Annotated in this window: 21 protein-coding genes and 1 pseudogene; 16 read left to right on the plus strand and 6 right to left on the minus strand. The window is 38.9% G+C overall.

Annotated elements, in window-relative coordinates; genetic code table 11:
- Nucleotides 1-6 precede the first annotated feature (6 nt).
- The 6 genes from ACZ45G_RS22595 to ACZ45G_RS22620 all read left to right on the plus strand — a co-directional run bounded on the left by ACZ45G_RS22595 (nucleotide 7) and on the right by ACZ45G_RS22620 (nucleotide 9,978).
- Complete coding sequence (locus ACZ45G_RS22595) at nucleotides 7-1,284, plus strand: peptidoglycan -binding protein (RefSeq protein WP_464172775.1); 1,278 nt, start codon at nucleotides 7-9, stop codon at nucleotides 1,282-1,284.
- Nucleotides 1,285-1,647: 363 nt separating this feature from the next.
- Complete coding sequence (locus tag ACZ45G_RS22600; RefSeq protein WP_464172776.1) at nucleotides 1,648-2,214, plus strand: hypothetical protein; 567 nt, start codon at nucleotides 1,648-1,650, stop codon at nucleotides 2,212-2,214.
- Between the two features lie 1,158 nt (nucleotides 2,215-3,372).
- Nucleotides 3,373-4,689 (plus strand): ISKra4 family transposase, encoded by a 1,317-nt coding sequence (locus ACZ45G_RS22605; protein ID WP_464179935.1) that lies wholly within the window; start codon nucleotides 3,373-3,375, stop codon nucleotides 4,687-4,689.
- Between the two features lie 320 nt (nucleotides 4,690-5,009).
- Nucleotides 5,010-5,483, plus strand: a complete 474-nt coding sequence (locus ACZ45G_RS22610; RefSeq protein WP_464172777.1) for a hypothetical protein — start codon at nucleotides 5,010-5,012, stop codon at nucleotides 5,481-5,483.
- A 284-nt stretch (nucleotides 5,484-5,767) separates the two neighbouring features.
- Entirely contained in the window at nucleotides 5,768-7,129 is a 1,362-nt protein-coding gene (locus ACZ45G_RS22615) for a bacteriohemerythrin (protein WP_464172778.1), read from the plus strand.
- A 185-nt stretch (nucleotides 7,130-7,314) separates the two neighbouring features.
- A complete protein-coding gene (locus ACZ45G_RS22620; RefSeq protein ID WP_464172779.1) occupies nucleotides 7,315-9,978 on the plus strand; it encodes an MASE3 domain-containing protein in 2,664 nt (887 codons plus the stop codon).
- Nucleotides 9,979-10,437: 459 nt separating this feature from the next.
- Here the strand turns inward: ACZ45G_RS22620 and ACZ45G_RS22625 are convergent, their stop codons facing one another.
- Together ACZ45G_RS22625 and ACZ45G_RS22630 are read right to left on the minus strand one after the other, a co-directional pair.
- The gene (locus ACZ45G_RS22625) at nucleotides 10,438-10,764 is read right to left on the minus strand and encodes a hypothetical protein (protein ID WP_464172780.1); all 327 of its coding nucleotides are present in this window, start codon (nucleotides 10,762-10,764) and stop codon (nucleotides 10,438-10,440) included.
- A 116-nt stretch (nucleotides 10,765-10,880) separates the two neighbouring features.
- On the minus strand, nucleotides 10,881-12,197 hold the full coding sequence (locus ACZ45G_RS22630) for an ISKra4 family transposase (protein ID WP_464179935.1): 1,317 nt from the start codon (nucleotides 12,195-12,197) through the stop codon (nucleotides 10,881-10,883).
- Nucleotides 12,198-12,835: 638 nt separating this feature from the next.
- Here ACZ45G_RS22630 and ACZ45G_RS22635 point away from each other — a divergent pair.
- A pseudogene (locus tag ACZ45G_RS22635) lies at nucleotides 12,836-13,725 on the plus strand (ISAzo13 family transposase).
- A 487-nt stretch (nucleotides 13,726-14,212) separates the two neighbouring features.
- On the opposite strand, the gene istB reads toward ACZ45G_RS22635, so the two are convergent.
- From istB to ACZ45G_RS22655, 4 genes are all read right to left on the minus strand, one after another.
- Nucleotides 14,213-14,938: an IS21-like element helper ATPase IstB gene (istB, locus tag ACZ45G_RS22640; protein ID WP_464172781.1), complete on the minus strand. Its 726-nt coding sequence runs from the start codon at nucleotides 14,936-14,938 to the stop codon at nucleotides 14,213-14,215.
- A complete protein-coding gene (istA, locus tag ACZ45G_RS22645; RefSeq protein WP_464171864.1) occupies nucleotides 14,935-16,413 on the minus strand; it encodes an IS21 family transposase in 1,479 nt (492 codons plus the stop codon). Before istA ends, istB begins: the two co-directional genes overlap by 4 nt.
- 9 nt (nucleotides 16,414-16,422) lie before the next feature.
- Nucleotides 16,423-16,743: a hypothetical protein gene (locus tag ACZ45G_RS22650; protein ID WP_464171865.1), complete on the minus strand. Its 321-nt coding sequence runs from the start codon at nucleotides 16,741-16,743 to the stop codon at nucleotides 16,423-16,425.
- 78 nt (nucleotides 16,744-16,821) lie between these two features.
- A complete protein-coding gene (locus ACZ45G_RS22655) occupies nucleotides 16,822-17,268 on the minus strand; it encodes a hypothetical protein (protein WP_464171866.1) in 447 nt (148 codons plus the stop codon).
- 147 nt (nucleotides 17,269-17,415) lie between these two features.
- Between ACZ45G_RS22655 and ACZ45G_RS22660 the strand changes: the two genes are divergently transcribed.
- The 9 genes from ACZ45G_RS22660 to ACZ45G_RS22700 all read left to right on the plus strand — a co-directional run bounded on the left by ACZ45G_RS22660 (nucleotide 17,416) and on the right by ACZ45G_RS22700 (nucleotide 25,170).
- Nucleotides 17,416-17,874 (plus strand): hypothetical protein, encoded by a 459-nt coding sequence (locus ACZ45G_RS22660; RefSeq protein ID WP_464172782.1) that lies wholly within the window; start codon nucleotides 17,416-17,418, stop codon nucleotides 17,872-17,874.
- A gap of 503 nt (nucleotides 17,875-18,377) precedes the next feature.
- On the plus strand, nucleotides 18,378-18,764 hold the full coding sequence (locus tag ACZ45G_RS22665) for a hypothetical protein (RefSeq protein ID WP_464172783.1): 387 nt from the start codon (nucleotides 18,378-18,380) through the stop codon (nucleotides 18,762-18,764).
- A 233-nt stretch (nucleotides 18,765-18,997) separates the two neighbouring features.
- Nucleotides 18,998-19,285 (plus strand): integration host factor subunit alpha, encoded by a 288-nt coding sequence (locus ACZ45G_RS22670; protein ID WP_464172784.1) that lies wholly within the window; start codon nucleotides 18,998-19,000, stop codon nucleotides 19,283-19,285.
- Nucleotides 19,286-19,299: 14 nt separating this feature from the next.
- Nucleotides 19,300-20,055 (plus strand): 5'/3'-nucleotidase SurE, encoded by a 756-nt coding sequence (gene surE, locus ACZ45G_RS22675; RefSeq protein ID WP_464172785.1) that lies wholly within the window; start codon nucleotides 19,300-19,302, stop codon nucleotides 20,053-20,055.
- A 403-nt stretch (nucleotides 20,056-20,458) separates the two neighbouring features.
- Nucleotides 20,459-20,866: a PilZ domain-containing protein gene (locus ACZ45G_RS22680; protein ID WP_464172786.1), complete on the plus strand. Its 408-nt coding sequence runs from the start codon at nucleotides 20,459-20,461 to the stop codon at nucleotides 20,864-20,866.
- A 264-nt stretch (nucleotides 20,867-21,130) separates the two neighbouring features.
- Nucleotides 21,131-21,601 (plus strand): hypothetical protein, encoded by a 471-nt coding sequence (locus tag ACZ45G_RS22685; protein WP_464172787.1) that lies wholly within the window; start codon nucleotides 21,131-21,133, stop codon nucleotides 21,599-21,601.
- A gap of 4 nt (nucleotides 21,602-21,605) precedes the next feature.
- Nucleotides 21,606-22,052 (plus strand): hypothetical protein, encoded by a 447-nt coding sequence (locus tag ACZ45G_RS22690; RefSeq protein WP_464172788.1) that lies wholly within the window; start codon nucleotides 21,606-21,608, stop codon nucleotides 22,050-22,052.
- A 457-nt stretch (nucleotides 22,053-22,509) separates the two neighbouring features.
- Nucleotides 22,510-23,523 (plus strand): ion channel, encoded by a 1,014-nt coding sequence (locus ACZ45G_RS22695; RefSeq protein ID WP_464172789.1) that lies wholly within the window; start codon nucleotides 22,510-22,512, stop codon nucleotides 23,521-23,523.
- A 330-nt stretch (nucleotides 23,524-23,853) separates the two neighbouring features.
- The gene (locus tag ACZ45G_RS22700; RefSeq protein ID WP_464179995.1) at nucleotides 23,854-25,170 is read left to right on the plus strand and encodes an ISKra4 family transposase; all 1,317 of its coding nucleotides are present in this window, start codon (nucleotides 23,854-23,856) and stop codon (nucleotides 25,168-25,170) included.
- Nucleotides 25,171-25,595: the final 425 nt, after the last annotated feature.

Consider the following 25,595-nt stretch of genomic DNA (forward strand, 5'->3'; position numbering starts at 1 on the left):
AGCGCAATGACATTAACAAGGCGGCGCATCTCAAGTCCTATTACAGCCTGGCCAGGATATGTTGATGTCCTGTCAGCTCTGCTGATGGTGGTTATTTTTGTGTTGATGATTTTTACCGTGGCCCAGTTCATGCTGAGCGAGGTGCTTCATGGCCAGAAAAATGAACTGGCGATACTCCATGAACAGATAAATGAATTGGCAACAATCCTGGGGCTTGAACGAGAAAAATCCAGCCAGCTGAATACCGAGGTCAGCCGATTGTCTGATGTTATCATAGGGTTATCCGAAGACAGAGAAATTCTCAGTTCCCAGGTTGCGGAGTATTCAGCGCAGTCAGAAACGGACAAAACCCGTATAAAACAGCAGATGCTGGCTATTGCCAGTTTGAACGAAGATATCCAGGCACTGACCCGGGTAAAGGATGAGCTGGAACAGAAGGTGGCAGGTCTTGCAGTGTCCCTTGCTGACAAGGATTATCAGATTTCAGTTGTGCGAGATCGTTCAAAATCACTGGCGGCAAGGCTGATGGAAAAAACAGAAATGACGGTGTTGGCCCAGGAAAAAATTGAAGAACAGGATATCCGGATACAGGCGCTGTCTGTCGTGCTTGAATCACAAAAAGAAGCCATTGCACAGGAAAAGCAGTTGTCTGCAACTGCCCGGGCAGAGGTGGCGCTTCTTTCCGACCAGATCACCAAACTTCAGACCCAGCTGAAGATGATCAGTGATGCATTGGCCCTGACAAAAAAACAGGGTCAGACAAAGGATGAAAAGATTGTCGAACTTGGCAAACAATTAAACATTGCCCTGGCTCGCAAGGTGAATGAACTTCAGAAATACCGGTCAGAATTTTTCGGGCAGCTTCAGAAAATATTGGGCAACAATCCGGCCATACTGATACAAGGAGACAGGTTTGTCCTTCAGGCAGGTCTTCTTTTTGAATCCGGATCCACGGATTTGGGTGCCCAGGGCAGGGTTCATCTTACAACCCTGGCAGATACTCTGCTGCAGATTTCCAGAAAAATCCCAAAGAAGATCAACTGGATACTGCGCATCGACGGCCACACAGACCGAGTTCCCATTCAAAATGAAAAATTTGCATCCAACTGGGAATTATCCGCTGCCAGAGCAGTTTCCGTGGTTCGTTTTCTGAGTCAAAAAGGCATCCCTGAAAATAGGATGGCAGCAGCCGGATTTAGTAAATACCATCCCATTGATACGGCGGATACGCCTGATGCCTACCAAAAGAACCGACGAATTGAAATCAAACTGACCAGTCAGTAGATGATAATTAAATTTCTTTTCTGGAAAAATGTAGAGTCAAATTTATTTTAAAGAATGCCCTGTAATGTCGTTCTCATGAATCAGGGTGAAAGCCTTTGCAGAAGCAAAAATTTTGTATCTGCTAGGATGTCATCAATTACGACGGTTGATGAGTCTGATATATTTAAAGGATAGTTTAATATTCTTTACAGTTAAAATATTTCTTTATAGATGTGAAATAGATTCATTCTCCACTAATAATTGTATTTGGATAAGTATAATCTAAAATCATACGAGAATGCAGCATGATTTTGTATCTACAATTTTAAAAAAGGATCAATATTAAACTGTTTAAGTAATTATACAAAATAAAGGCGGGAGAAAATGAAATATTTTAAGTTTATCTCTTTATTAGGGTTTGTATTGATAATTTCGTTATCTTTAATAAATGCTTTAAAAGCCGAAGTCTCAAACTCAGAATACAATAGATTAGTTGATGACCATAACAGACTAATTAAAGAGAGCAAGACGATTATTAATGAATGCAACCAAGAACGGAAAGACGATCAAATAGAATACAATAGCTTAGCTGAAAAACATAACAGGTTACTTGAAGAGGACAAGAAGGTTATTAATGAATGCAACCAAAAACTGGAAGACACTCAAACAAAATACAATAGCTTAATTAATAAATATAATAGGTTACTTGAAGAGGACAAGAATATTATTGATGAATGCAACCAAGAACTGGAAGACACTCAAACAAAATACAATAGCTTGATTAATAATTATAACGGGTTATTTGAAAAGGACAAGAAGATTGTTAATGAATGCAACCAAAAACGGGAAAACTGTCGAACAGAATACAATAGCTTAGCTAATAAATACAACAAATTACTCGAAGAGAACAAGAAGCTTATTAATGATTACAATAAACTTTTGAAAAAATAGCGTTGAGGGTGTTCATCCCCTGGTATTTTTGTGATTTTGTTCCAGAACCCTTCATCCGTAAAGGAATCGCTATAATCTTTTTGCCTCATAGTGTTACCTACTCCCCAATATAATTTGTCGGGGCTCATGTCCCCCTATGCCACTATCTTTCGTCGGTCCTAACGTTGGTTCCCAACATGCTGGCAATTTTCTTATGGGTTATCCCGCACACCCCCCATATAAAATCAATAGAAACACTTCTGATATCCCGATTAATACAATAACATATAATAATATGTGTTGTGCTGCAAAGTAAATAAATTTCACAACTTAAATTCCAGGATATGGGAACAATCAAAATCAAAAGAATTAAAATCCCGTTACGTTATATTGGAGAGTATTGCGTCAAGATAAGCCCGGAACATCGGGAAAGGAGGAAATAAACTCTTTGAAATTTGTTATTGTTACCCCAACATCCCAATCCTATTGAAGAAACGGTCAAGTGATTATTACCCAAAACTCTATTCTGCATTTTAATCCTTTATTTCAAATAATGCCCAACAGTAAGACCGCATATCCTCATCCAAATCATCCGTACCGGACTATGAGAAAAAATCAGAGCTAAGGAATATCTCAATCATGGTTTTGATTCGCATTGGATAAAGTACTGGCTGGGTTTATATATTGAAAGGTTTGAAATTATGGGCATTTTGAGATTTCATAATTGACATTTATAGTTTCCATTGATATGTAATTTGACATACTAAGGAATAAAAATTCAATTACCTGATCAAAATAACGTGAAATATCAAGTACTTATAAAAATCTAGACTTTTACATTATAGTATGAGATAGTTACGGTGCAATCTTTATCAAAAATTTAAGAGGCACCGTGAAGGGAGCATTACCTGTTTCTCCCCAGAAATCTATGAAAATAGGAGGAAATTTTATAAATATTGGCAATAACTGCTGATAAAGCTTCTTCACGAAGAGTAGATCGATTAGACAACAACTGCGATCTGTAATATTGTACCATGGGTAATAGACCTTGATTTTTTAAAGGGAGGAAATCCCATGTTAGCAGAAATTCAAGCCACACCTATAGATTCAGAAAGCTGGAAATTAAACTTTTTATCATTCGTCAGTAATCGTTTGGATCAGATCGAAAAGGATGACTCAATGGAATCCATAACAGATATATCGAAAAGCCTTTTTACAAACCGTTCAGAAATAATGGGGCAAGCGGCTTTAGCAATCATCGAGAAAAAATATGGACATCTGCTTGAGCAACAATATTGTCAATGTCCGAAGTGCCATCAGCAAACTAAAGCTAAGTCCGAAAAAGTCAAACGTGACATTGATACGCTTGTTGGACCGGTGACTTTATATCGGCCTTATTTTTACTGTAAGCCCTGCGGCTTTGGATTTTATCCCTTGGATAATGTATTGGGGCTTTCTAATAGGAAAATACAGTCAGATATCCAAGAATTAGAGGCGTGGTTAGCAGCCGAAATGCCTTATGAAACATCCGTTGAAGCCCTTGAACGATGTGCGGGTATTAAAGTGAGTAACCACCATGCCCACGATGTTGTCAATGAAATTGCCGATGATATACATTTGCTGGATATTTGCCCTGATAAAGTCGAGATTCAGCATAAAATTGACGTACTTTCAGAAGGTAGATTTCGTCGTCCTGTTTTAATGATCGGTATAGACGGTGCCCATGCACCAACCCGTCGTGAACCAAGTCCAAGAAAGGGAAAAAGAGGTAAGGGCGAATGGAAAGAAGTTAAAGGTTTTCGCATATATCTGCTTGATAATAAAGATATGGTCCATTTAATCAGTTGGCATCAAATTAAAAGTGATAAAGAACTTGCGAACGATCTTTTAGAAATCAAGCAGGCCGGGTTGATTCCTGAAGACAAAGTCCGCATATGTTTTATTGGAGACGGTGCACCTTGGATTTGGAATCGAGCAAAGGAAATTTATCCTGATGCTAAAAAAGTATTGGATTATTATCATTGCAGCGAATACTTAAATGACTTGGCCAATGCTCAATACGGCAAAAGCAACCAGAAAGCACGGGAGTGGGTAGAGGCCACGCTTACTCGTCTTTTCCTGAACAAGGCAGATCGAATTATTTCCGGAATCAAACGAATGAAACCAAAATCAGATGCAGCCAAAGATCAAATTAAAAAAACCGTTCGATACCTCACCGAGCGTATAGAGATGATCAATTATGGCTCATTGAAGCGTGGAGGTTACCACATTGGCAGTGGTGGTATAGAAAGTTCAAATAAGTTTATCTCCAATGTCCGCCTCAAACGTTCAGGTGCTTGGTGGTATCCAACAAATGCAAATAATATTTTGAAGCTACGATGTGCAAAATACAATAAAACCTTCGATCGAATTATGGAAAACAGAACAAGACAGATTGAACAGGGTCGCATTCATAAACAACTACCTAAACTTCGTCTCATTGTAGACAATTCGTGAGAAACAGGTAATGCTCCCCCTGTATTTTTGATTCTCAAAGAGGCAACAAAAACAACTGGTCAGCGATTGGCACATATGATTACCCTCCACCCAAAACAGGTCGGCCCGGAGCTCCGAGGAAATATGGAGTCAAACTCAAATTAAAAGATCTTTTTGAGAAAAGACTGGGTTCATTCCAAAAAGCCACTATTGAAGTTTATGGCAATAATAGGACGATATTTTTTCTTTGCTGTGATCTACTGTGGAGACCGATAAAAGATAAGGTTCGCTTTGTTCTTGTTATCGACGGCAGTGCAACTTTTATTCTCATGTGTTCTGATTTGACGTTATCGCCTACGGATATTATTACAGCCTACAGCTACCGCTTTAAAATTGAAATTAATTTCAAGGTTGTAAAACACGTCATTGGGGCCTTCTTTTGTCATTTTTGGACAAGCGCCTGGCCAAACATTAAAAATGAAAACCAATGCGATCTATCTGCCTGCAATAGTCTACGTGAAAAAAAATTAATCACGGAAACGATGAACGCCATTGAAGGATTTGTTAATTTTGGTTGCATCGCCTCAGGTATATTACAAATATTATCCTTAAACTTTCACGTAACAATCTGGAAACAATATAACGGCTGGCTGAGAACGATTACTTCGATGATTCCATCTGAGGAAACAGTGAAGTTTGTAATCCAGGAAGAGTTCTTCCATAATTTCTGCTCTTTCAAGCATACCGCGATTTATCGAATAATTATGTCAAAGATCAAAAAGCCCAAAGATACCAAACTATCTATGGTAATTTAGCGGTAAAAACTTTAGACTCTCAAGATAGAGACTATCATTAAAATATTAAAAAGAGGGGTTCACTCCAATTGGCTAAATAGAAAAGATCAGAAAAAGACAATCTACCGGATTTAGATCGTCCTCCATTCAAATATTTTAAGAATTTAAATGGTTTGAACACTAAAATATGTTATTCTCATATTAATCGAACAATAAAAGATTATTAACAACGTGATTCTCAACGAATATCCATGGGTTGTGATGGCCAGTATTTGGAGAAATCTATTTATACCACATGAGGATTTATGAAATCTGATAATTTCAAAGATCTGCTTAAGAGCGATAAACTTTTTTTCAGTGCCTTTCAGTTTGCTTCCATAGGAATGGCTCTTGTGGCTCCGGATGGCAACTGGCTTATGGTTAACAAGGCTTTATGCGATCTGATCGGCTACAACGAAGAGGAACTGATGGAGTTGACGTTCCAGGATATAACTCACCCTGACGATCTTGAGCAAGATCTGCAATATGTAAACAAAATACTGTCCGGTGAGCTGGAAACCTACCAAATGGAAAAACGATATTTTCATAAGGGCGGCAACACCATATATAGTCTACTCAGTGTATCTCTTGTAAAGGATGAAAAGGCTTCTCCTTTGTTTTTCATTTCTCAGATCCAGGACATTACAGACAGAAAGCTTTTGGAAAAAGAACTTGTCCGGCAGGCCACGGAAGATATGTTAACCGGAATCAGTAACCGTCGACGGTTTTATGATCTCGCAGAAAGAGAAATTTTACGTGGCGGGCGCTATAATGAGCCCATGGTTCTTTTGATGATGGATATTGATTATTTCAAAAATATTAATGATACCTATGGCCACAGCATCGGCGATGAGGCACTCCGACAGATAACGGCAATTTGCAGTTCCAAGCTAAGATCATTTGATATCTTTGGACGGATCGGAGGCGAGGAATTCAGTATACTGCTGATCAAAACAGACGCAGTTATAGGTCACCAGATCGCTGAACGTTTGCGGCGATCTGTGGAAAATCATATCCTGACAACGGATAAAGGGGTGGTGAGATTAACTATAAGTATTGGTGGGGTCGCCTTTTCAAAAAACGAGCACTCGCTTGATTATCGGTTGAACCAATCAGACGAAGCCCTTTATAGGGCAAAATCAACAGGTCGAAACCGTATAGTGCTGGTTGACACCCTCACAGAGAGTGACACGCAAGAAAAGGCTCTTCATACAGGCTTTATCCGCCTTGAGTGGAATAAAGCCTATGAATGTGGGAACAAACAGATCGATGAACAGCACCGAAATTTATTTGACCGATCAAACAAATTGCTCACAGCTATGATCGACCGACAGGAAACAGCCATTTGTCAGCAGTATATCGAAGAACTGATTTGTGATGTTTCAGACCACTTTAAAGCTGAGGAACAAATTATTGAGCAATCCGCATATCCAAATGTTGAGGAACACCGGCATATACATCAGACACTGACTGATACAGCTTTGGCAATGGCTAAACGCCACAAGGAAGGGCAGTTGGAGATAACAGAAGTTTTCGATTATCTTGCCATTCAGGTGGTCAGTCAACACATGTTAATCGAAGACCGCAAATTTTTTTCTTATTTTCAGGATGGTAGCTCACAACTTTAGTAATTTTGAAATAGTAAAAAGGTTTTTAAGTCTATATTTAAACCGGTTTGACATTTTTTTAGGGCGATTATTTGAAGACAATATACCCTGTAAATTTTCAGATGCCTCAGCTCGCTTTTATAAAGGCTCACCATAATTTCTACTTTTTTTATGCAACGACAAGGTAACCTCTTTAAGGAAGGATAATGAGAACAGGCTACATCAGTGATCGTAAGTGGGTAAAAATTTTATCCGGTATATTCCTGCTTGTCGGATTGTATTTTTCAAGCCGATACAACTATCTACTCTTTCACAGTCTTTCAGAAATATTCAGCGTTGTTGTTGCCTGCGGCATATTCATCGTTGCCTGGAACTCACGCAGGTTTTTAGAAAATAATTACCTGTTGTTCCTCGGGATAGCCTATCTTTTTATCGCATTGATGGACCTGACACACACCCTTGCGTATAGCGGGATGGGGGTTTTTCCTGAATTTGGTACCAACCTGCCCACCCAGCTCTGGATTGGTGCCCGATACATGGAAAGCCTGTCTTTATTCTTTGCACCCTTATTTTTTTCCCGTCCGCTGAAGGCAAATAGTGTACTTTTTGTTTACCTGGGCATTTTTGTGATAGTTTTAATCTTCATTTTTAGCGGGAATTTTCCTGTCTGTTTTGTTGAAGGCACCGGGCTGACCCCTTTCAAAATAATCAGTGAGTACATTATCAGTTTGATCTTATCGGGTGCTGTTATTCGATTGTATCAACATCGAAATGAATTTGAAAACAGTATATTAAAATTACTGATCGCTTCCATTGTTACATCAATCGTTGCTGAACTGGCATTTACCTTCTATATCAGTGCCTATGGTTTCTCTAATCTGGTGGGCCATTACATGAAAATGGTTTCATTTTTTTTAATCTATAAAGCGCTCATCTATTCAGGATTGACACAGCCCTATGATTTGCTGTTCAGAAATTTAAAAAAGAGCGAGGAAGCACATCGGTCGATTATAGAAACAGCGATGGATGGTTTCTGGATTACGGATCATCGGGGTAAATTATTGGAAATTAACGAAGCCTATTGTCAGATGAGTGGTTACAGCAAAGAGGAACTGCTGAAAATGCAGATTTTGGATCTGGAAGCCGCTGAAATGGCCGATGATATTAATGCCCGAATCCAGGCTGCCATTGAAAAAAGAGAAGATCGGTTTCAGTCCAGACACCGTAAAAAGAATGGACTTGTTTTTGATGTTGAAATCAGTATCCAATACCGTGAAAATGAAGGCGGTCAATTTGTCTGTTTCCTTCGGGATATCACAGAACGTATAAAGACCGAGGATGCCTTGAGAAAAAGCCAGCAAAGGTATGAAAAGGCCCAGCAGATAGGCAAGGTCGGTAATTGGGAATACGATCTTGTAACTAAACAGTTTTGGGGGTCTGATGAGGCAAGGCGGATCTATGGTTTCAGTCCTGACAGCGACGACTTTACCACAGACCAGGTTGAAAACTGCATACTGGAGCGAGAACGGGTCCACCAGGCTCTTTTAGATCTGATAGAAAAAGACAGACCCTACAATATTGAGTTTGAAATTCAGCCTGTCACAGGGACGGATAAACGGTTTATTACATCCACGGCGGAAACTCTGAAAGATGACGCTGGAACCCCGGTAAAAGTTCTTGGTGTGATCCGGGACATTACAGAAAAAAAACAGATGGAAGATCGCCTTCAACAGGTACAGAAAATGGAAACTATTGGCACCTTAGCCGGTGGTATTGCCCACGATTTCAACAATATCCTTTCCCCCATTGTGGGGTATACGGAAATGCTATTAGAGGACTTTCCAAACGACAGCCCAACCCGGGAAAATCTTTCTGAAATATATACAGGGGCCTTGAGGGCACGAGACCTGGTCAAGCAGATCCTGACATTTTCCCGTCAGGAAAATATGGAATTGAAACTGATAAAAATGCAATCTATCGTTGAAGAAGCATTAAAACTTGTGCGCTCCACTGTTCCGGCAACAATTGATATTCAACAAGTTATCCAGGCAGACTGTGGGGTTATCAAGGCGGATCCGATTCAAATCCATCAGATAGTAATGAATCTTACAACCAATGCTTTTCACGCCATGGAAGATGATGGTGGGCAGTTGAAAGTATCTCTTCAAGAAGTAGAGTTGGGAGAGCTTGATCTGGTATCCCCCGACATAGAACCCGGTGCTTTTGCCTGTTTGATCGTGTCTGATACCGGCATTGGAATGAATAAAGAACTGACAGGTAAAGTGTTTGACCCGTTTTTTACCACAAAAGAACAAGGCAAGGGGACAGGAATGGGACTGTCGGTTATCCATGGTATCGTAAAAAGTTTGAAAGGAGCGATTCAAGTTTACAGCAAGGTTGGGAAGGGAACAGATTTCTACATTTATCTGCCAGTGGTTAGGCGATCATCTTGGGACAATGGCATTCAGATGGCAGAGGCCTTGCCTTTCGGGACTGAACGAATTCTGCTTGTGGATGATGAATCTGCAATCATCACCATGGAAAAACAGATGCTGGAAAGATTGGGTTACAAGGTGTTTCCTCAGACAAGCAGTGTTGAGGCGTTTGAGACATTTAAGGCAAATCCTGATACCTTTGATTTGATTGTTTCAGATATGACCATGCCGGATATGACCGGTATTCAGCTTGCCAAAGAGTTGATTTCTATAAGATCTGATATTCCGATCATCATTTGTACAGGGTACAGTGAGAAGATTAACAAAGAAAATGCTCAATTTTCTGGAATAAAAGGTTTTCTGATGAAACCAGTTGTAAAATATGAAATGGCTAAAATGATTAAACAGGTACTTGATGGGACCAAAAATTTGTAAATTTAAAGAACTGACTATATCGTCTATAAGTCCTTTGTCTTGGCATGGTGAGCACTTTAACGTGTAGGGCTCTCATCTTTAAAATTTCTTACAATACCACATTTTGTATAAACAAATCTTTCAGCTTTTAATGCGAAATTCATCTATATAACAAAATTGATTGCGAAAACGTATATCAAGACGTGTAAATTTGCCAGCGTAATGCTTCTGGGTGTGAGTCAAGATTCTTTTTTCAGTAATTTCCTTAGTCTTCTTCGGAATTTTAACTCCGCCGGAATGTGGATCGAAAATCCATGGCATTATGATTTTTCCTTTCACTCCCTTTTTTGTATTACAAGAATATAACTATAGTTCAGAGTACATGAATTGAAACCTTCCCCTTGAAAAGAAACAGATGACCACTGTATACTTGAGTTTTCGAAAAAAAAATATTGACAAATACAAATGATATTTTATTTGTCATGCACACAATAGTATTTTTTCGTCTTGATGCCGATCAAGAGTGACTAATTGATTGTTTTTCTTCCTTTTTCTTATAATATTTTTTTCTTCAACGGCTAACCACGTTGGAATAAAATTCTTATCCTGCTGAATTTTACCTAATATTGCCTTCAGATTTTCGTATTGTGCTTGACGGACTATTGAGGGAATCGTTAATGATTCTTTTGACAATTTCCCAGCAGTGCCTTGCTTGTAATTTTCAAAATGTAGGAGGGAGTCAATCCAGGACACCAGGCATAACGCTATTGCTACGCCTTGTTTACTCCTGATAGTGGCTCCCTCCATATCGGTAAGCTGTTTGGCATTCCTGAAAAATTCTTCAATAACCCATCTGTTGCTGTAAGTAAAGATAATCTTGGTGGCTTCCCAGGTAAGTTCATTGGGGGAGCATTACCTGTTTCTCACGAATTGTCTACAATGAGACGAAGTTTAGGTAGTTGTTTATGAATGCGACCCTGTTCAATCTGTCTTGTTCTGTTTTCCATAATTCGATCGAAGGTTTTATTGTATTTTGCACATCGTAGCTTCAAAATATTATTTGCATTTGTTGGATACCACCAAGCACCTGAACGTTTGAGGCGGACATTGGAGATAAACTTATTTGAACTTTCTATACCACCACTGCCAATGTGGTAACCTCCACGCTTCAATGAGCCATAATTGATCATCTCTATACGCTCGGTGAGGTATCGAACGGTTTTTTTAATTTGATCTTTGGCTGCATCTGATTTTGGTTTCATTCGTTTGATTCCGGAAATAATTCGATCTGCCTTGTTCAGGAAAAGACGAGTAAGCGTGGCCTCTACCCACTCCCGTGCTTTCTGGTTGCTTTTGCCGTATTGAGCATTGGCCAAGTCATTTAAGTATTCGCTGCAATGATAATAATCCAATACTTTTTTAGCATCAGGATAAATTTCCTTTGCTCGATTCCAAATCCAAGGTGCACCGTCTCCAATAAAACATATGCGGACTTTGTCTTCAGGAATCAACCCGGCCTGCTTGATTTCTAAAAGATCGTTCGCAAGTTCTTTATCACTTTTAATTTGATGCCAACTGATTAAATGGACCATATCTTTATTATCAAGCAGATATATGCGAAAACCTTTAACTTCTTTCCATTCGCCCTTACCTCTTTTTCCCTTTCTTGGACTTGGTTCACGACGGGTTGGTGCATGGGCACCGTCTATACCGATCATTAAAACAGGACGACGAAATCTACCTTCTGAAAGTACGTCAATTTTATGCTGAATCTCGACTTTATCAGGGCAAATATCCAGCAAATGTATATCATCGGCAATTTCATTGACAACATCGTGGGCATGGTGGTTACTCACTTTAATACCCGCACATCGTTCAAGGGCTTCAACGGATGTTTCATAAGGCATTTCGGCTGCTAACCACGCCTCTAATTCTTGGATATCTGACTGTATTTTCCTATTAGAAAGCCCCAATACATTATCCAAGGGATAAAATCCAAAGCCGCAGGGCTTACAGTAAAAATAAGGCCGATATAAAGTCACCGGTCCAACAAGCGTATCAATGTCACGTTTGACTTTTTCGGACTTAGCTTTAGTTTGCTGATGGCACTTCGGACATTGACAATATTGTTGCTCAAGCAGATGTCCATATTTTTTCTCGATGATTGCTAAAGCCGCTTGCCCCATTATTTCTGAACGGTTTGTAAAAAGGCTTTTCGATATATCTGTTATGGATTCCATTGAGTCATCCTTTTCGATCTGATCCAAACGATTACTGACGAATGATAAAAAGTTTAATTTCCAGCTTTCTGAATCTATAGGTGTGGCTTGAATTTCTGCTAACATGGGATTTCCTCCCTTTAAAAAATCAAGGTCTATTACCCATGGTACAATATTACAGATCGCAGTTGTTGTCTAATCGATCTACTCTTCGTGAAGAAGCTTTATCAGCAGTTATTGCCAATATTTATAAAATTTCCTCCTATTTTCATAGATTTCTGGGGAGAAACAGGTAATGCTCCCCACCGTGAATGAAAAAAAAAAGAACACCTGGTCCAAAACCATTGTCACCTTATCCTGCTGAAATTGAAAAACTTATCAAAAAGACTTATTTGACGCTGTCAGAAAAAGACAGGCGAGCATATGCTGCAATAGAAGCGTTAAAATTACCGAGAGGTGGAAAAGCGTATATCGTTGAACTTTTTGGTTGCAGTAGAAATACCTTAGTTCGCGGTATCTCTGAAATAAAAAAACCGGAAATGGTTGTAAAAGACAGAACTCGAAAGAAGGGGGCTGGACGAAAACCAGTTATAGAAATAATTGAAAATATAGACGAAGTCTTCCTCAAAGTTATTGACGACCATATCGCTGGGGATCCTATGGATGAAAGAATTCGTTGGACCAATTTGAGCCACAAAAAAATTGCAGTAAAAATGAAAGAGGCGGAAATTATTATCAGCGTAACTGTGGTTAAAAAGCTGTTAAAAAAACACGGGTTCACAAAACGAAAAGCCTTTAAGAATAAGCCCATTGGGACTTCTAAAAATCGTAATGAGCAATTTGTAAAAATTAACCAGTTAAAAGAGCAATATCTCAAAGACGGCAATCCGGTTGTCAGTATGGACACAAAAAAAAAGAGCTTTTAGGTAATTTATACAGGGATGGCCATGTATATACTACGGGTGTAATTGAAGTCTATGATCATGATTTTCCATATCTTGCTGATGGGATAGTAATTCCGCACGCCATTTATGATTTAAAATTTAACAAAGCCCATGTAAACATTGGGGTTAGTAAAGATACAAGTGAGTTTGCCTGTGATTCGATAAGGATCTGGTGGGAAGTTTATGGCAAACTTCAATATTCGAATTGTACTTCCATCCTCATACTTGCAGATGGTGGTGGTAGCAATTCAAGCCGCCACTATATCTTCAAAGAAGACTTGCAGAAGCTTGTAGATGAAATCGGAATAGAAATAAGGATGGCACATTTTCCTCCTTATACATCAAAATGGAATCCTGTAGAGCATCGGCTATTCCCCCATATTACAAGATCTTTAAAGGGTGTCATCCTAAAAAGTCATGATTATGTAAAAGAACTGATTGAAAATACGACTACACTAACGGGTTTAAAAGTTAAAGCCCACATTATAAAAAAAATCTATAAAACTGGGAGAAAATATGCTGATAATTTTAAAGAAACCATGAGAATAGTTTTTGATGATTGTCTGGGGCAGTGGAATTATAGAGCGATACCGGGAAAAGGGTAATTATAGTCAGTTTATTTTATTTTTATTCCTAAGTTAAAAAGAGTTGACATCTATTTCCAATCCACTTTTCGAATATCTGAATTCATTCACATCAAGTTTTTTCTGCTAAATGGATCACAATTAGGAGTTAATAGAGAATTTTTCGATGCTTTTAATAAATGCTTAATGCCTTACAAATCCTTCTTTTTGCTGACTGCAGGGTTTGGGGTTCAATATTGAATTTATGTTTATAAAGGAGGAAAAAATGACTGAAGAGAAAATTGAAAAATCATCAAATCCCCTTGCACCCAAAAGTAGAGGCGCTTTTTATTACATAGATGGTATTTTAGTGTGATCAGGAATTTGTTTTTGCCCCAAAACCAGGATTCTAGAATGCCCCACACCTGAGTTAGGACGTACCTATCCATTTTGATACTAAAAAAAACGATCAAGAGGTCTTATATGCCGGTTAAAAAATTACCAGTTTTTCAGTTTTTATTTTTTTCGATTAATTCCTCTTTCTATAGCTTGGGCCCTCCAATACAAGGATATCAGAGTTGTACACAAGACGGTCGGCAATCGCTGTGGCAACAGTAGTGCTGTCAAAAATGTTTCCCCATTGAGCAAATGGCAAGTTGGTTGTAATCATAGTAGATTTTTTCTCATGCCTTGCACTGATTACCTGGAAAATCAGATTTGATCCCTGTTGGCCAAGCGGAAGGTACCCAATTTCATCTACGACTAAAGTATCCGGTGATTGATAATATTTAAGTTTTTTGAGCAGATTATGATCCGCTTCCGCTGCTATCAAATGATTGATCATATCCATGGCAGTAGTGAAAAGCGTTTTTATTCCAGCCTGGGTCGCAGCAAAGGCGATACATTTAGCCAAATAACTTTTTCCTGTGCCAGGATTGCCAATCATGATGATATCTTTTTTCTTCTCAATAAACTCAAGATCCATAAGGTTTAAGATTATACTTTTTTGAGCCTGTCGGGACTTGTGATAATTAAAATCAAATTGATCAATGGTGACCTTTGTATCAAGCCCGGACTGCTTGAACCTTAATACCATCCTGGCTTTATCTCGTTCTTCTATTTCAATGTCGATTAACCGTTCAATGGCTTGAAGGGGAGACAGGTTTTTATGGTTCGCCTGTTCAATGATGCTTTCTATGTTTTTGGCACAATTTCTCAGCCTTAATGTTTTGAACTTTTCTATAATGGTATTCATGTCTTTTTCCTTTTTTTGAGTACCAGAGCATCATATTCTGCAAGGTTTGGGGAGCAAAGTCTTATCTCGTTGAGAGTATCACTTTTCAGTTTCACAGGTGGATGACAGGTTTTGGGTGTCATCTCCTGGTAAAGAATATTCTGGATATAACCCGCACCATATAATTTTAGATCCAATGCTTTGTTCAGGGCGATAATTATTGAACTGTCTCCATATTTGTCTTTCAGGGTCATTATCTGGATGATGTCCTTTTTTAATGGAGACCTTGTTTTTTCAAGTTCATTCAAATAATCCAGCGCCGTTTGACCCAAAGACAAAAAGGCAAGAACGTTTTTGTCAGCAAGCCTTCTTTTTCTAAGCTTATGAAGTTGTGATTTATGGGATTCGAGTTCGATCCTTTGTTTTTTTTCCCAGGACCGAGCATGGACGGCAATACATCGGGTTTTGTAATACATCCATACTTTTTCCTGATTTGCTTTCAAAACAACAGTTTTACCAATCGTCCAAACCGGAACACTATACGTATTGGAGTCAAATCTCACGGAAAAATCTTTATGGACATATAAGGAGTGTATTTCCCTGTAATCCGGGGCAGGATACGGAAACTTTTTAAGTCGGTATCTCTGAAGTCTTTTTACCGGGATTTCTCCTGTCGTACTATGTGTCCTGGTGTTGGCAATATTGTTTAACCATTCCATAGCCTGGGACTGGAGTTCTGGCAGGTTGTTAAATTCTCTTAATGGCAAAAAATTGTGCCGGATATAATGAATGCTTCTTTCAATTTTTCCTTTTTCATGGGGAGATCTGATATTGCAGGCCACAGGCTTGATACCAAGGGGGAGTAAAAAATGAAGAAAATTGCCATTAAAACGTATCAGAGCGCCCGTCCGTTCAGTCACCGCTGTGATCATGTTATCCACCACAAGTTCTTCCGGAGGGCCGCCAAAATACTTAAAGGCATCAAACAAAGCCTGATGAAGGGCTTCTTGTTTCTGGCTATGGGTAAAAGAAACATAAAGCATCCTGCTGTGGGATTCGATGACGGCAAGCCCATACAGCTTTCTTTTGGTTTTTCCATAGGAGATGGTCCCAAAATGCCCCCAGTCAACCTGCATTTGTTGCCCGGGTTCTGATTCAAATCGGCTATACGCCTGCTTTTTTAAGGACTGTCCCCGGATTTTACGCAGAAAATCCCTCAAAATGCTTATTTCGCCATCAAAACCCTTTTTTTGTATCTGACGTAAAACAACGGGTGCTTTGAGCTTTGGATATCTGTTTATTATTTCCCGGATATAGTCGTGGTATGGTGACAGTTTCAGCGTCCGGGCTTTCCTTTTAGATGGTTTCGACTCTGGGTTGGAGATATACTTTGATACCGTTTTCCTGCTGCAGCCAATTGCTTTTGAGATTTCTCGATTGGACATTCCCATATCTTTTAACCGGTGGATTTCAAAAATCATTCTCATGTCAATCATTGCTCCTCCTTATATTTTATGGGCACTTTTCGGCAGGGAAAGCACCTGGAACAGGGTGCCGTCATAAACGATAAGGTCTTTGTGGATCAAGCAACTGCGGGCAAAAAGATAGTCTTGTTCTTTAAGGCCCAGTTTAGAGCAGATGCTTTTGTCTCCGTAATATGAAAGGCCATGTTTGTCTGAGGCCAACACAAGGAACAGGTATAATGCCAACTCATGCCGGGTCAATGATTGTAAAAATCCGTCTGTAAGGAAACGGTGAGGGATAAAACAAAAACTCTTGCCGGTACGGCGTATCCGGTCTTGAATAAGCACTTTTTTTCTTATCATGATGCCCTCCTGGCCTGATGGGGTTCATGATCTCTGTAACACAAAATTTTTCTCCAGTCCTCGAGTCCATCTTTGCAATTATGGCGAACAGACTGGGGCTGTAGCGATAAAAATTTTTACCGGGTCCATCTTTGCAACGACGGGAACAAGCCAATATTGGCCTAAAAGCCCTTGGTTCCTGGACTTGCTCGAGTCCATCTTTGCAATACCGATAGTTCTTGATGCCTTGGAATGGACCTTGTTTTTTTGAATTTTACAGTTTCTGATTTTCTGTAAAGAGCGGTTCCTGTCAGCTTTTTTCGGATTTCTTTGACGATATTTTGTCCAGTAATAGGGGTTATTCTGAAGCCATTTCTGATTAGCCAATTTTTGATCTTTTTTGTATTCCGGGTCACATACCAATTTTTGTTTTTGCCATAGGGCTTTTCTGGTCCTTTGGCAATCCGGATCGGTACAAAAAATCTGTAGTTTATTTCTTGGCACAAAAAACGAATCGCAACCGGGACAAGGTATCGGATCCATCATTCCCTCCATGTAAACATCGTTGGGTACGAAATGGAATTATATGGAAGAAATTAAATTTTGAAAAATTTATTTTTAAGGGAATTAGATGGATTGAATTAAATCGGGCCGGGGAAGTACATTCCCGGATTTTGGGGCGGAATTAAAATCTTGATCACAATTTTAGTTCGTTTATCACTGTTAGTAATTATTGTTGCTCTTCTTTGGAATTGGGATGGATTCTGGAATACAGATATAAAATTTCTTACCGATACTCAAAAAACATATTTTCCAATCAAGTATGAGGCAGAGCATCTTAAAATTGCAGCATTATATGAGAGATCATCACTTTTCACAAAAATAAAAGAAAAAATTGTAAAGTATGAGCAAGAAAAAAATCAATCTTTAAATGCTTTACATGCTGTTGAAGAGGAGTTGGTTGCTGTAAATAAGAAAGCAACAGTATTGTTGCGCCACTATGATACGTCACTTCGAATTATCAATCAACTACGTCGAAAATTTACTCCGGATGAATTTGAAGAGACATTGAAATGCAACAGTGCTGAATGCGAGAATATTATCAAATTGAGCCCTGAAGCTGACCCAGAGACATATTCTTTTCAAGAATAATTCAAAAACTATTTTTAAAGCTGTTATCAGTCCAACTGGGCAGATAACAGCTTTTTTGCTCTTTCATAAGATTATCCGGGTGAGATAATTTCCATCCCACATTTTCTGTCCATGATGGTAAATTATATTCAGGAGGAATCTAAGTTGGATTTGGGATGGCCGGGACTTTTACGCCGAATTAAAACGCTTGTACACAACTTTTCTCCGTTAAAGCAAGGGAAAACTAACAGAAACATTGTGCGGTAATTATCAATAATACCTGGGTGAGCAATTTAACGTGAAAGGCTCGCTTTCTTTTTTTAAAAGTTCCCCACAATACCGCATATATTATAGACAAAACTTTCTGCCTTTGATGTGAAATTCAAATATATGGGAAAACGCATAATCAAATCAATGAAGATTCTGTTCAATTTTATTGGAGGTAACTGTATTGTTTTTTTATTCTAAGTGCATTATTTTAATTTATCAATTGATATTTTTACCAACAAATATGAGGGAGAAAAATGAAAATTGCCATTACCATCGAATTAGACAAAGAATCAGCTGAGTTGTTCCAGATCCCATTTAAAAAGATTTCAACACAAATCAATGATCTGATTGGCATGTTTAAAAAGGTTGATTATACTGTTGAAGACACACCGGATATTGAACCAAAACCAGTGCCACCAAAGAATTCAGCACCCAAAAAACCCAAAAAGAAAGCTAAGCCGCAAAGATCAGTGAAAGCTACCATTCTCAAAACTATCAAAAAGAACAAAGACGGTATTAACACCACAGATCTGCAGCAACAAACTGGTTTTACCGGCAAACAGATCTCAAATAATATGTTTCATTTGAAGAAAGAGAAAAAAGTAGAGAAAACAAAAGAAGGTTTGTTTATCGCTCTCTAACATTTTGGGGTGTTCAAAAAAGATCGTCTACAAAATTATAGTCGACTGCGCCTTTTTGTGAGCAAACTGGGAAGCTTTTGGCATCTTGTTCAGCAGCACTTGCGCCCTACGTATTTTGTTTGCATTGCAACAAGGACTGATACCAATTTCTTGACAGCATCTCCACAATAGCAATATATACAGCAAAAAAAGGACAGTTATCATCAAAAAGTAGAATAGGAGCAACACCCAAATTGACCTGTACCAAAACAACAATCATTGAAAAAATTTCAGAAAAAATTAGCCAGTCGCCCACTCAAGCAAAAGACACAGCCGAGCATCTTCTTGAAATAATGAAAGCCACCTTGGCATCTGGAGAGGATGTCATGATATCAGGATTCGGGAAATTTCTGGTGAATGAAAAAGCACCACGAAAGGGAAGGAATCCAGCCACTGGGAAGGATATGATGCTGGATGGGAGGAGAACGGTTACGTTTAAATGTGCTGAGATTTTGCGGAATAAATTGAATACACAGTTGTAGGGAAATAGGAAATTATGAAAATTCTTCTCACAAATGATGATGGATATAATGCACCAGGGATTCTGGTACTCTATGAAACTCTTAAACTTCATCACGAAGTTATTTTGATTGCACCAGATAGAGAAAAAAGTGCGGTGGGGCATGGGATTACCCTTAATGAACCCATGAGGATTGAAGCAATAAACTTAGATAGTGGAGATGAGATATATGCTATTTCAGGAACACCAGCAGACTGCATTAAACTGGGTTTATTTGAACTTTGTACCAATCCCCCTGACCTGGTAATTTCCGGGATTAACCCGGGTAGCAACACAGGGATTAATATCAACTATTCAGGTACAGTTGCAGCAGCAAGGGAAGCCACATTTAATGGTATCTTAAGTATGGCTGTTTCTATATTCAGGACCGAAAACACTATTGATTTTCAAGGGATGTCCCAATTTATTGCCCAGTTAGTAAACAAAATTCACGATTACAGACTACCTCCAGGGACATTCTTAAATATTAATGCTCCCAGTATTCCAATTGATGATGTCAAAGGCATTAAAATTACACGGCAGGCTTCAAATAATATATCTAAACATTTTGATAAGAGAACTGATCCAAAGAATAGATCTTATTTTTGGTATGACAATATAGATCAAGTCAATGGTGAAGCTGATACAGATGTGGAGGCATTATCACAAAACTATATTTCTATAACTCCAATTCAATGTGATATTACCGATTATAAAACAATGGCTGAATTAGAATCGCTCCAGCTACCTTAAAAAAACAATTTTAAAAAGAGGATTAATGCAATGATAAAAACGATTGCGTAGGTGCCAACGATCACCGCTTGGGATTTGTCCAGAGGGAGGTCAATACATAAACAACCTTACAGCCCTGGCTTAATACGGGTTGCGCTCTATCCCTTCATCCAAAGAATTCACAATTGAATTGGTATCCTAAATTATTCCAGACCCCGAATACTCTCGCTTTCGGATACTTAACCTTGAGCGGGGTCGATCCAGAAATTTCAAGTTAATATAAATCTAATTTGAGAGGGTGTTGTTAATTATTAGCTTTTCCATACTTTCCTTTACAAAAAGCATGTTTTTATCCTAAAATATTCAAAGCATCAAGACCAATAGAATTGCTTCAGCACTTTATCTCTCATTAAAGGAGGCTGTTATGGCCAACACACCATCAAATAAAATGCCGGGTTCAAATAATGTGCGATCAGACCCGACAACGATCCGCCATTCTTTCAGGGTGCCTGTGGAATTTCAAGATGATATTGTTGTCATGCTTGACAATCAAACATATCGTGTTGTCGACATCAGTCCGGAAGGTGTCAATATTGATGACAAAGACCAGGCATCATTCACGGCTGGGCAATTGATTGAAAACTTTGAATTGATTATCCCAGGCAGTCGAATAAAGGGCCTGACCGCACGCATCGTTCACAGCTCAAGCGATACTGAAAAAAACTGGAAATACGGTATCCAATGGATTGATCTGGCCGATGAAGCCCAGCAACAGATCGCAGCGATCGTCTCAAAAATAAAACAGAAAATTCGACAAGCTGCTCAGGAATGATTCATTTTAACTTGCATTCACTGGAACCGATTTATTGCAGAATTGCCGTTTCCAATAGCTTTTGTATCCTGAAGGCTTTAAGAATCTGAAATCTCTCGACAGGGATAATAAGTGTTGAGTGTTAATTTTTGCATTTTAGGGGTTTTGAATGGTCAGCTTGAATATTCTGGGGAAAACCCCACAGCAATCAGAGTCAACTTCTCCCTTGTTTTCCTTTTAATGCAATGATAGGAAAATAATATCATTAATCTATAGGGAGTCAACATGAAGATAAATTTCACAGTCGAATTAGATAAAGAATTTTCTGAACTCATACAATCGCCTATCAGAAACTTTCTCGAAGGCCTATTAGCATTAGCCAAACCAGTTTTGGCACCGCCTGTTAAAGAGGCTCCTGTGAAGCAAGAGAATGTTACCAAAGAAACTTCTGATAACCAAAAGCCACCTATTGAAGAAAAGGCACCTCAGAGTCTTGAAACTATTGTAAATCCAGAACCTGTTTCCGAGGTTCCTAAACCCAAAGTAAAACCAGAGGGGGTCAAGGAAATAATTTTGAGAGCCATACAATCCAGAAAGACCGGCATAGATGCTAAGGGGATCATGAAATTGACAGGCTTTACCGGGAAACAAATCTCAAACAATATGTTTCACTTAAAGAAAGCTGGCCTTGTTAAGAAAAAGAAGGGTGGGAAGTTTGTGGCCATCAAGATTAAAGAGTCTACTTTAAAAGGATAGCCATATGAGTTCTGTATCAGTAAGATTTTTTATTATTACAGATGATTCTGAGATTTTTAGAGTGTCACTCAATAAATTTGAACGTTTATTAGAATGCACCAATGAAGAGAAATTGGAAAGGTTTGCTGGAAAGCGTGTGCGGGCTGCAGAAATTGGTGTGAAGCTTGAAAACAGAAAGCCGACAGAGGTTATACGAGCGATTTATTATTATTTGCATTTCAATGAAAAAGGTGTCCTTGATAAAGATAGATTAACCAATGACGCAAATGTTGTGTCTATTGCCGGAATATCCCCCATGTTCACGCAAAAAACACAAGAAAATATAATAAATGCACAGCAAGAATTCACAAAAAGGAAACGTGATCATGCAGTTTGGTGGAAGCCTGATATGCAGCTTGAACGTAATATTTTAGATGCTTCCATCCACGAGTTTAAGTGTAAAAGGCTGTAATATATAAAAAGAAGATACTTCCATGATTGGCATCAACATCAATCCAGATTTCCTGTGATGTATTCTTTTGGTATTCATGACAATTCCGACCGTTTAATACTCCACCTTAGGATAATTATCATTGATCACATCAGTATGATATGAATTTACCTAAAAGTGGTTTATCTGAGTGTCCAAAAGATCGGGGGAATATCAAAATCCATTATTGATTTGAGTTCCATTTTTTATTTTGTTAATATTTTGAGTAATGATCAAATTATTCATCACATGTCTATTCTGCTGTTTTATTTTTTTCAGGTACGAGGATACAACCTGATATGTCACTTGGGTGATAAGGGCGCATCAACAAAAATCCAGAAAATTCACACCAGTGATGAGCCTCTGGACTTCATACCCCAAAAGCGTCCGGCAAAAAACAGAATATTATAACTGGAGGGAAAACAGCTTGCTTTATTTTATGAAAAATATTTTTCGGGCAGGATTAAAGCGAAAAGGAGTAACCCTTGTTTTTGCTTATCTGGCTCTTTTATCGATCTCAAGTGTCTCTATCTCATTGGTCGAGCCTCCTGGCTCCAGTCTGACCCATTTTGACCAGGCGCTTTGGTGGAGCATTGTCACCAGCACAACAGTCGGGTATGGGGACCTTTTCCCGCTTTCAAATGCAGGAAGAATTGTGGCGGTCCTGATGCCCATCACCATGGGAATCGGACTTGGTGCTGCATTTATTACGCATATTGCCTCGTCATTAATTGAAAGGAGAGATAAAAAAATGCATGGAGAAAAAGAGTATACAAACAGCGATCATATATTGCTGGTGGGTATAACAGATGAAACCGAACAACTGATTGAACAGATCCAGGGGGATGAAACATATGCCAGCATGGAAGTGGTCCTTGTGGCTGATATTTCACGGCACCCATTTCCGGATCTGGAGAATGTATTTTTTGTCAAAGGACGACCCGACACCATTCTTGCCCTTAAAAAGGCCAACATTAAAGCGGCCAAGAGGATTATCATCCATACCGGAACTGATAAGGAAAGTTTATTTGCACTGATTAATGCCCTTAAGTTAAAAAAAGATGCTTGCGAAATTACAGTTCGTTGCAAATTTTCCGACTCTCTTGATACCTTTTCCAGTGTTTCTGGTGATTTCCAGGTCATCATGCAGATGACTGCCGAGATGATGGTTCAGGCCATGCAGGACAAGGTTCACATCCCGTTGCAGACTCTGTTAAGAAATGATGATGGTGAGGAAATATACTATATCATCGCTCCAGATTCCATACAGGATATTTCATGGTGGACACTTCACAACTTTTTCAAGGAAAAGTACAACTATCTGACATTTGCCATGCAGACTGGTGGCAGTGCCATTGTTAACCCGACAACAGACGAAAAAATCTCAGGTGGAGACGGTATCTGGCTTATGGCACAAAATAGGCCTGTGAACATCACCTGGCCTTCCATATAATCATCTTGATCCTCCCCCAGAAAATGGTACACAAGGTTAAACCATTTTGGGAGCATTACCTGTTTCTCCCCAGAAATCTATGAAAATAGGAGGAAATTTTATAAATATTGGCAATAACTGCTGATAAAGCTTCTTCACGAAGAGTAGATCGATTAGACAACAACTGCGATCTGTAATATTGTACCATGGGTAATAGACCTTGATTTTTTAAAGGGAGGAAATCCCATGTTAGCAGAAATTCAAGCCACACCTATAGATTCAGAAAGCTGGAAATTAAACTTTTTATCATTCGTCAGTAATCGTTTGGATCAGATCGAAAAGGATGACTCAATGGAATCCATAACAGATATATCGAAAAGCCTTTTTACAAACCGTTCAGAAATAATGGGGCAAGCGGCTTTAGCAATCATCGAGAAAAAATATGGACATCTGCTTGAGCAACAATATTGTCAATGTCCGAAGTGCCATCAGCAAACTAAAGCTAAGTCCGAAAAAGTCAAACGTGACATTGATACGCTTGTTGGACCGGTGACTTTATATCGGCCTTATTTTTACTGTAAGCCCTGCGGCTTTGGATTTTATCCCTTGGATAATGTATTGGGGCTTTCTAATAGGAAAATACAGTCAGATATCCAAGAATTAGAGGCGTGGTTAGCAGCCGAAATGCCTTATGAAACATCCGTTGAAGCCCTTGAACGATGTGCGGGTATTAAAGTGAGTAACCACCATGCCCACGATGTTGTCAATGAAATTGCCAATGATATACATTTGCTGGATATTTGCCCTGATAAAGTCGAGATTCAGCATAAAATTGACGTACTTTCAGAAGGTAGATTTCGTCGTCCTGTTTTAATGATCGGTATAGACGGTGCCCATGCACCAACCCGTCGTGAACCAAGTCCAAGAAAGGGAAAAAGAGGTAAGGGCGAATGGAAAGAAGTTAAAGGTTTTCGCATATATCTGCTTGATAATAAAGATATGGTCCATTTAATCAGTTGGCATCAAATTAAAAGTGATAAAGAACTTGCGAACGATCTTTTAGAAATCAAGCAGGCCGGGTTGATTCCTGAAGACAAAGTCCGCATATGTTTTATTGGAGACGGTGCACCTTGGATTTGGAATCGAGCAAAGGAAATTTATCCTGATGCTAAAAAAGTATTGGATTATTATCATTGCAGCGAATACTTAAATGACTTGGCCAATGCTCAATACGGCAAAAGCAACCAGAAAGCACGGGAGTGGGTAGAGGCCACGCTTACTCGTCTTTTCCTGAACAAGGCAGATCGAATTATTTCCGGAATCAAACGAATGAAACCAAAATCAGATGCAGCCAAAGATCAAATTAAAAAAACCGTTCGATACCTCACCGAGCGTATAGAGATGATCAATTATGGCTCATTGAAGCGTGGAGGTTACCACATTGGCAGTGGTGGTATAGAAAGTTCAAATAAGTTTATCTCCAATGTCCGCCTCAAACGTTCAGGTGCTTGGTGGTATCCAACAAATGCAAATAATATTTTGAAGCTACGATGTGCAAAATACAATAAAACCTTCGATCGAATTATGGAAAACAGAACAAGACAGATTGAACAGGGTCGCATTCATAAACAACTACCTAAACTTCGTCTCATTGTAGACAATTCGTGAGAAACAGGTAATGCTCCCAACCATTTTGAGGTAGGCTTGTGAGGTAGTAAAAAAGCGAGTTTTTTGTCTGTTAATTGTGGTCATGAATTTTGATTTTTTGCCGATACTTTGATCTTCCAGTGTCGCTTTTTCTGCAAATCAAAAATCTTCGGATACTTGCATCAGCATTCACCAGAATCTCGATCAAATAAAGTTTTGATTTGTATCGGTATCCTTAATTATTCCAGCTATTGAATACTCCACCATCGGATACTTATCCTTGAGCCCGCTCGATCAACAAAAATATTAACCACCTTATTTTCGGAGAACCCTTACCAGTGCGGTAATTAGTGTAATAAATTTCCCCTGGACAGTTTTTATCTGGGCATGTTAGTCTCGAATTAAATTGATTTTTCAATGATCGGATAACATTCAAATATTCATTA

The organism is Desulfoconvexum algidum, assembly GCF_055382125.1.

Coding starts and splice junctions, on each gene's coding strand:
- ACZ45G_RS22665 (WP_464172783.1), top strand. CDS start 18,378: ATGAAAATTGCCATTACCATCGAATTAGACAAAGAATCAGCTGAGTTG.
- ACZ45G_RS22685 (WP_464172787.1), top strand. CDS start 21,131: ATGAAGATAAATTTCACAGTCGAATTAGATAAAGAATTTTCTGAACTC.
- ACZ45G_RS22625 (WP_464172780.1), bottom strand. CDS start 10,764: ATGGAGGGAGCCACTATCAGGAGTAAACAAGGCGTAGCAATAGCGTTA.
- istB (WP_464172781.1), bottom strand. CDS start 14,938: ATGAATACCATTATAGAAAAGTTCAAAACATTAAGGCTGAGAAATTGT.
- ACZ45G_RS22595 (WP_464172775.1), top strand. CDS start 7: ATGACATTAACAAGGCGGCGCATCTCAAGTCCTATTACAGCCTGGCCA.
- ACZ45G_RS22630 (WP_464179935.1), bottom strand. CDS start 12,197: ATGGAATCCATAACAGATATATCGAAAAGCCTTTTTACAAACCGTTCA.
- ACZ45G_RS22690 (WP_464172788.1), top strand. CDS start 21,606: ATGAGTTCTGTATCAGTAAGATTTTTTATTATTACAGATGATTCTGAG.
- ACZ45G_RS22655 (WP_464171866.1), bottom strand. CDS start 17,268: ATGATGGATCCGATACCTTGTCCCGGTTGCGATTCGTTTTTTGTGCCA.
- ACZ45G_RS22620 (WP_464172779.1), top strand. CDS start 7,315: ATGAGAACAGGCTACATCAGTGATCGTAAGTGGGTAAAAATTTTATCC.
- ACZ45G_RS22605 (WP_464179935.1), top strand. CDS start 3,373: ATGGAATCCATAACAGATATATCGAAAAGCCTTTTTACAAACCGTTCA.
- ACZ45G_RS22615 (WP_464172778.1), top strand. CDS start 5,768: ATGAAATCTGATAATTTCAAAGATCTGCTTAAGAGCGATAAACTTTTT.
- ACZ45G_RS22695 (WP_464172789.1), top strand. CDS start 22,510: ATGAAAAATATTTTTCGGGCAGGATTAAAGCGAAAAGGAGTAACCCTT.
- ACZ45G_RS22600 (WP_464172776.1), top strand. CDS start 1,648: ATGAAATATTTTAAGTTTATCTCTTTATTAGGGTTTGTATTGATAATT.
- ACZ45G_RS22650 (WP_464171865.1), bottom strand. CDS start 16,743: ATGATAAGAAAAAAAGTGCTTATTCAAGACCGGATACGCCGTACCGGC.
- surE (WP_464172785.1), top strand. CDS start 19,300: ATGAAAATTCTTCTCACAAATGATGATGGATATAATGCACCAGGGATT.
- istA (WP_464171864.1), bottom strand. CDS start 16,413: ATGATTGACATGAGAATGATTTTTGAAATCCACCGGTTAAAAGATATG.
- ACZ45G_RS22680 (WP_464172786.1), top strand. CDS start 20,459: ATGGCCAACACACCATCAAATAAAATGCCGGGTTCAAATAATGTGCGA.
- ACZ45G_RS22700 (WP_464179995.1), top strand. CDS start 23,854: ATGGAATCCATAACAGATATATCGAAAAGCCTTTTTACAAACCGTTCA.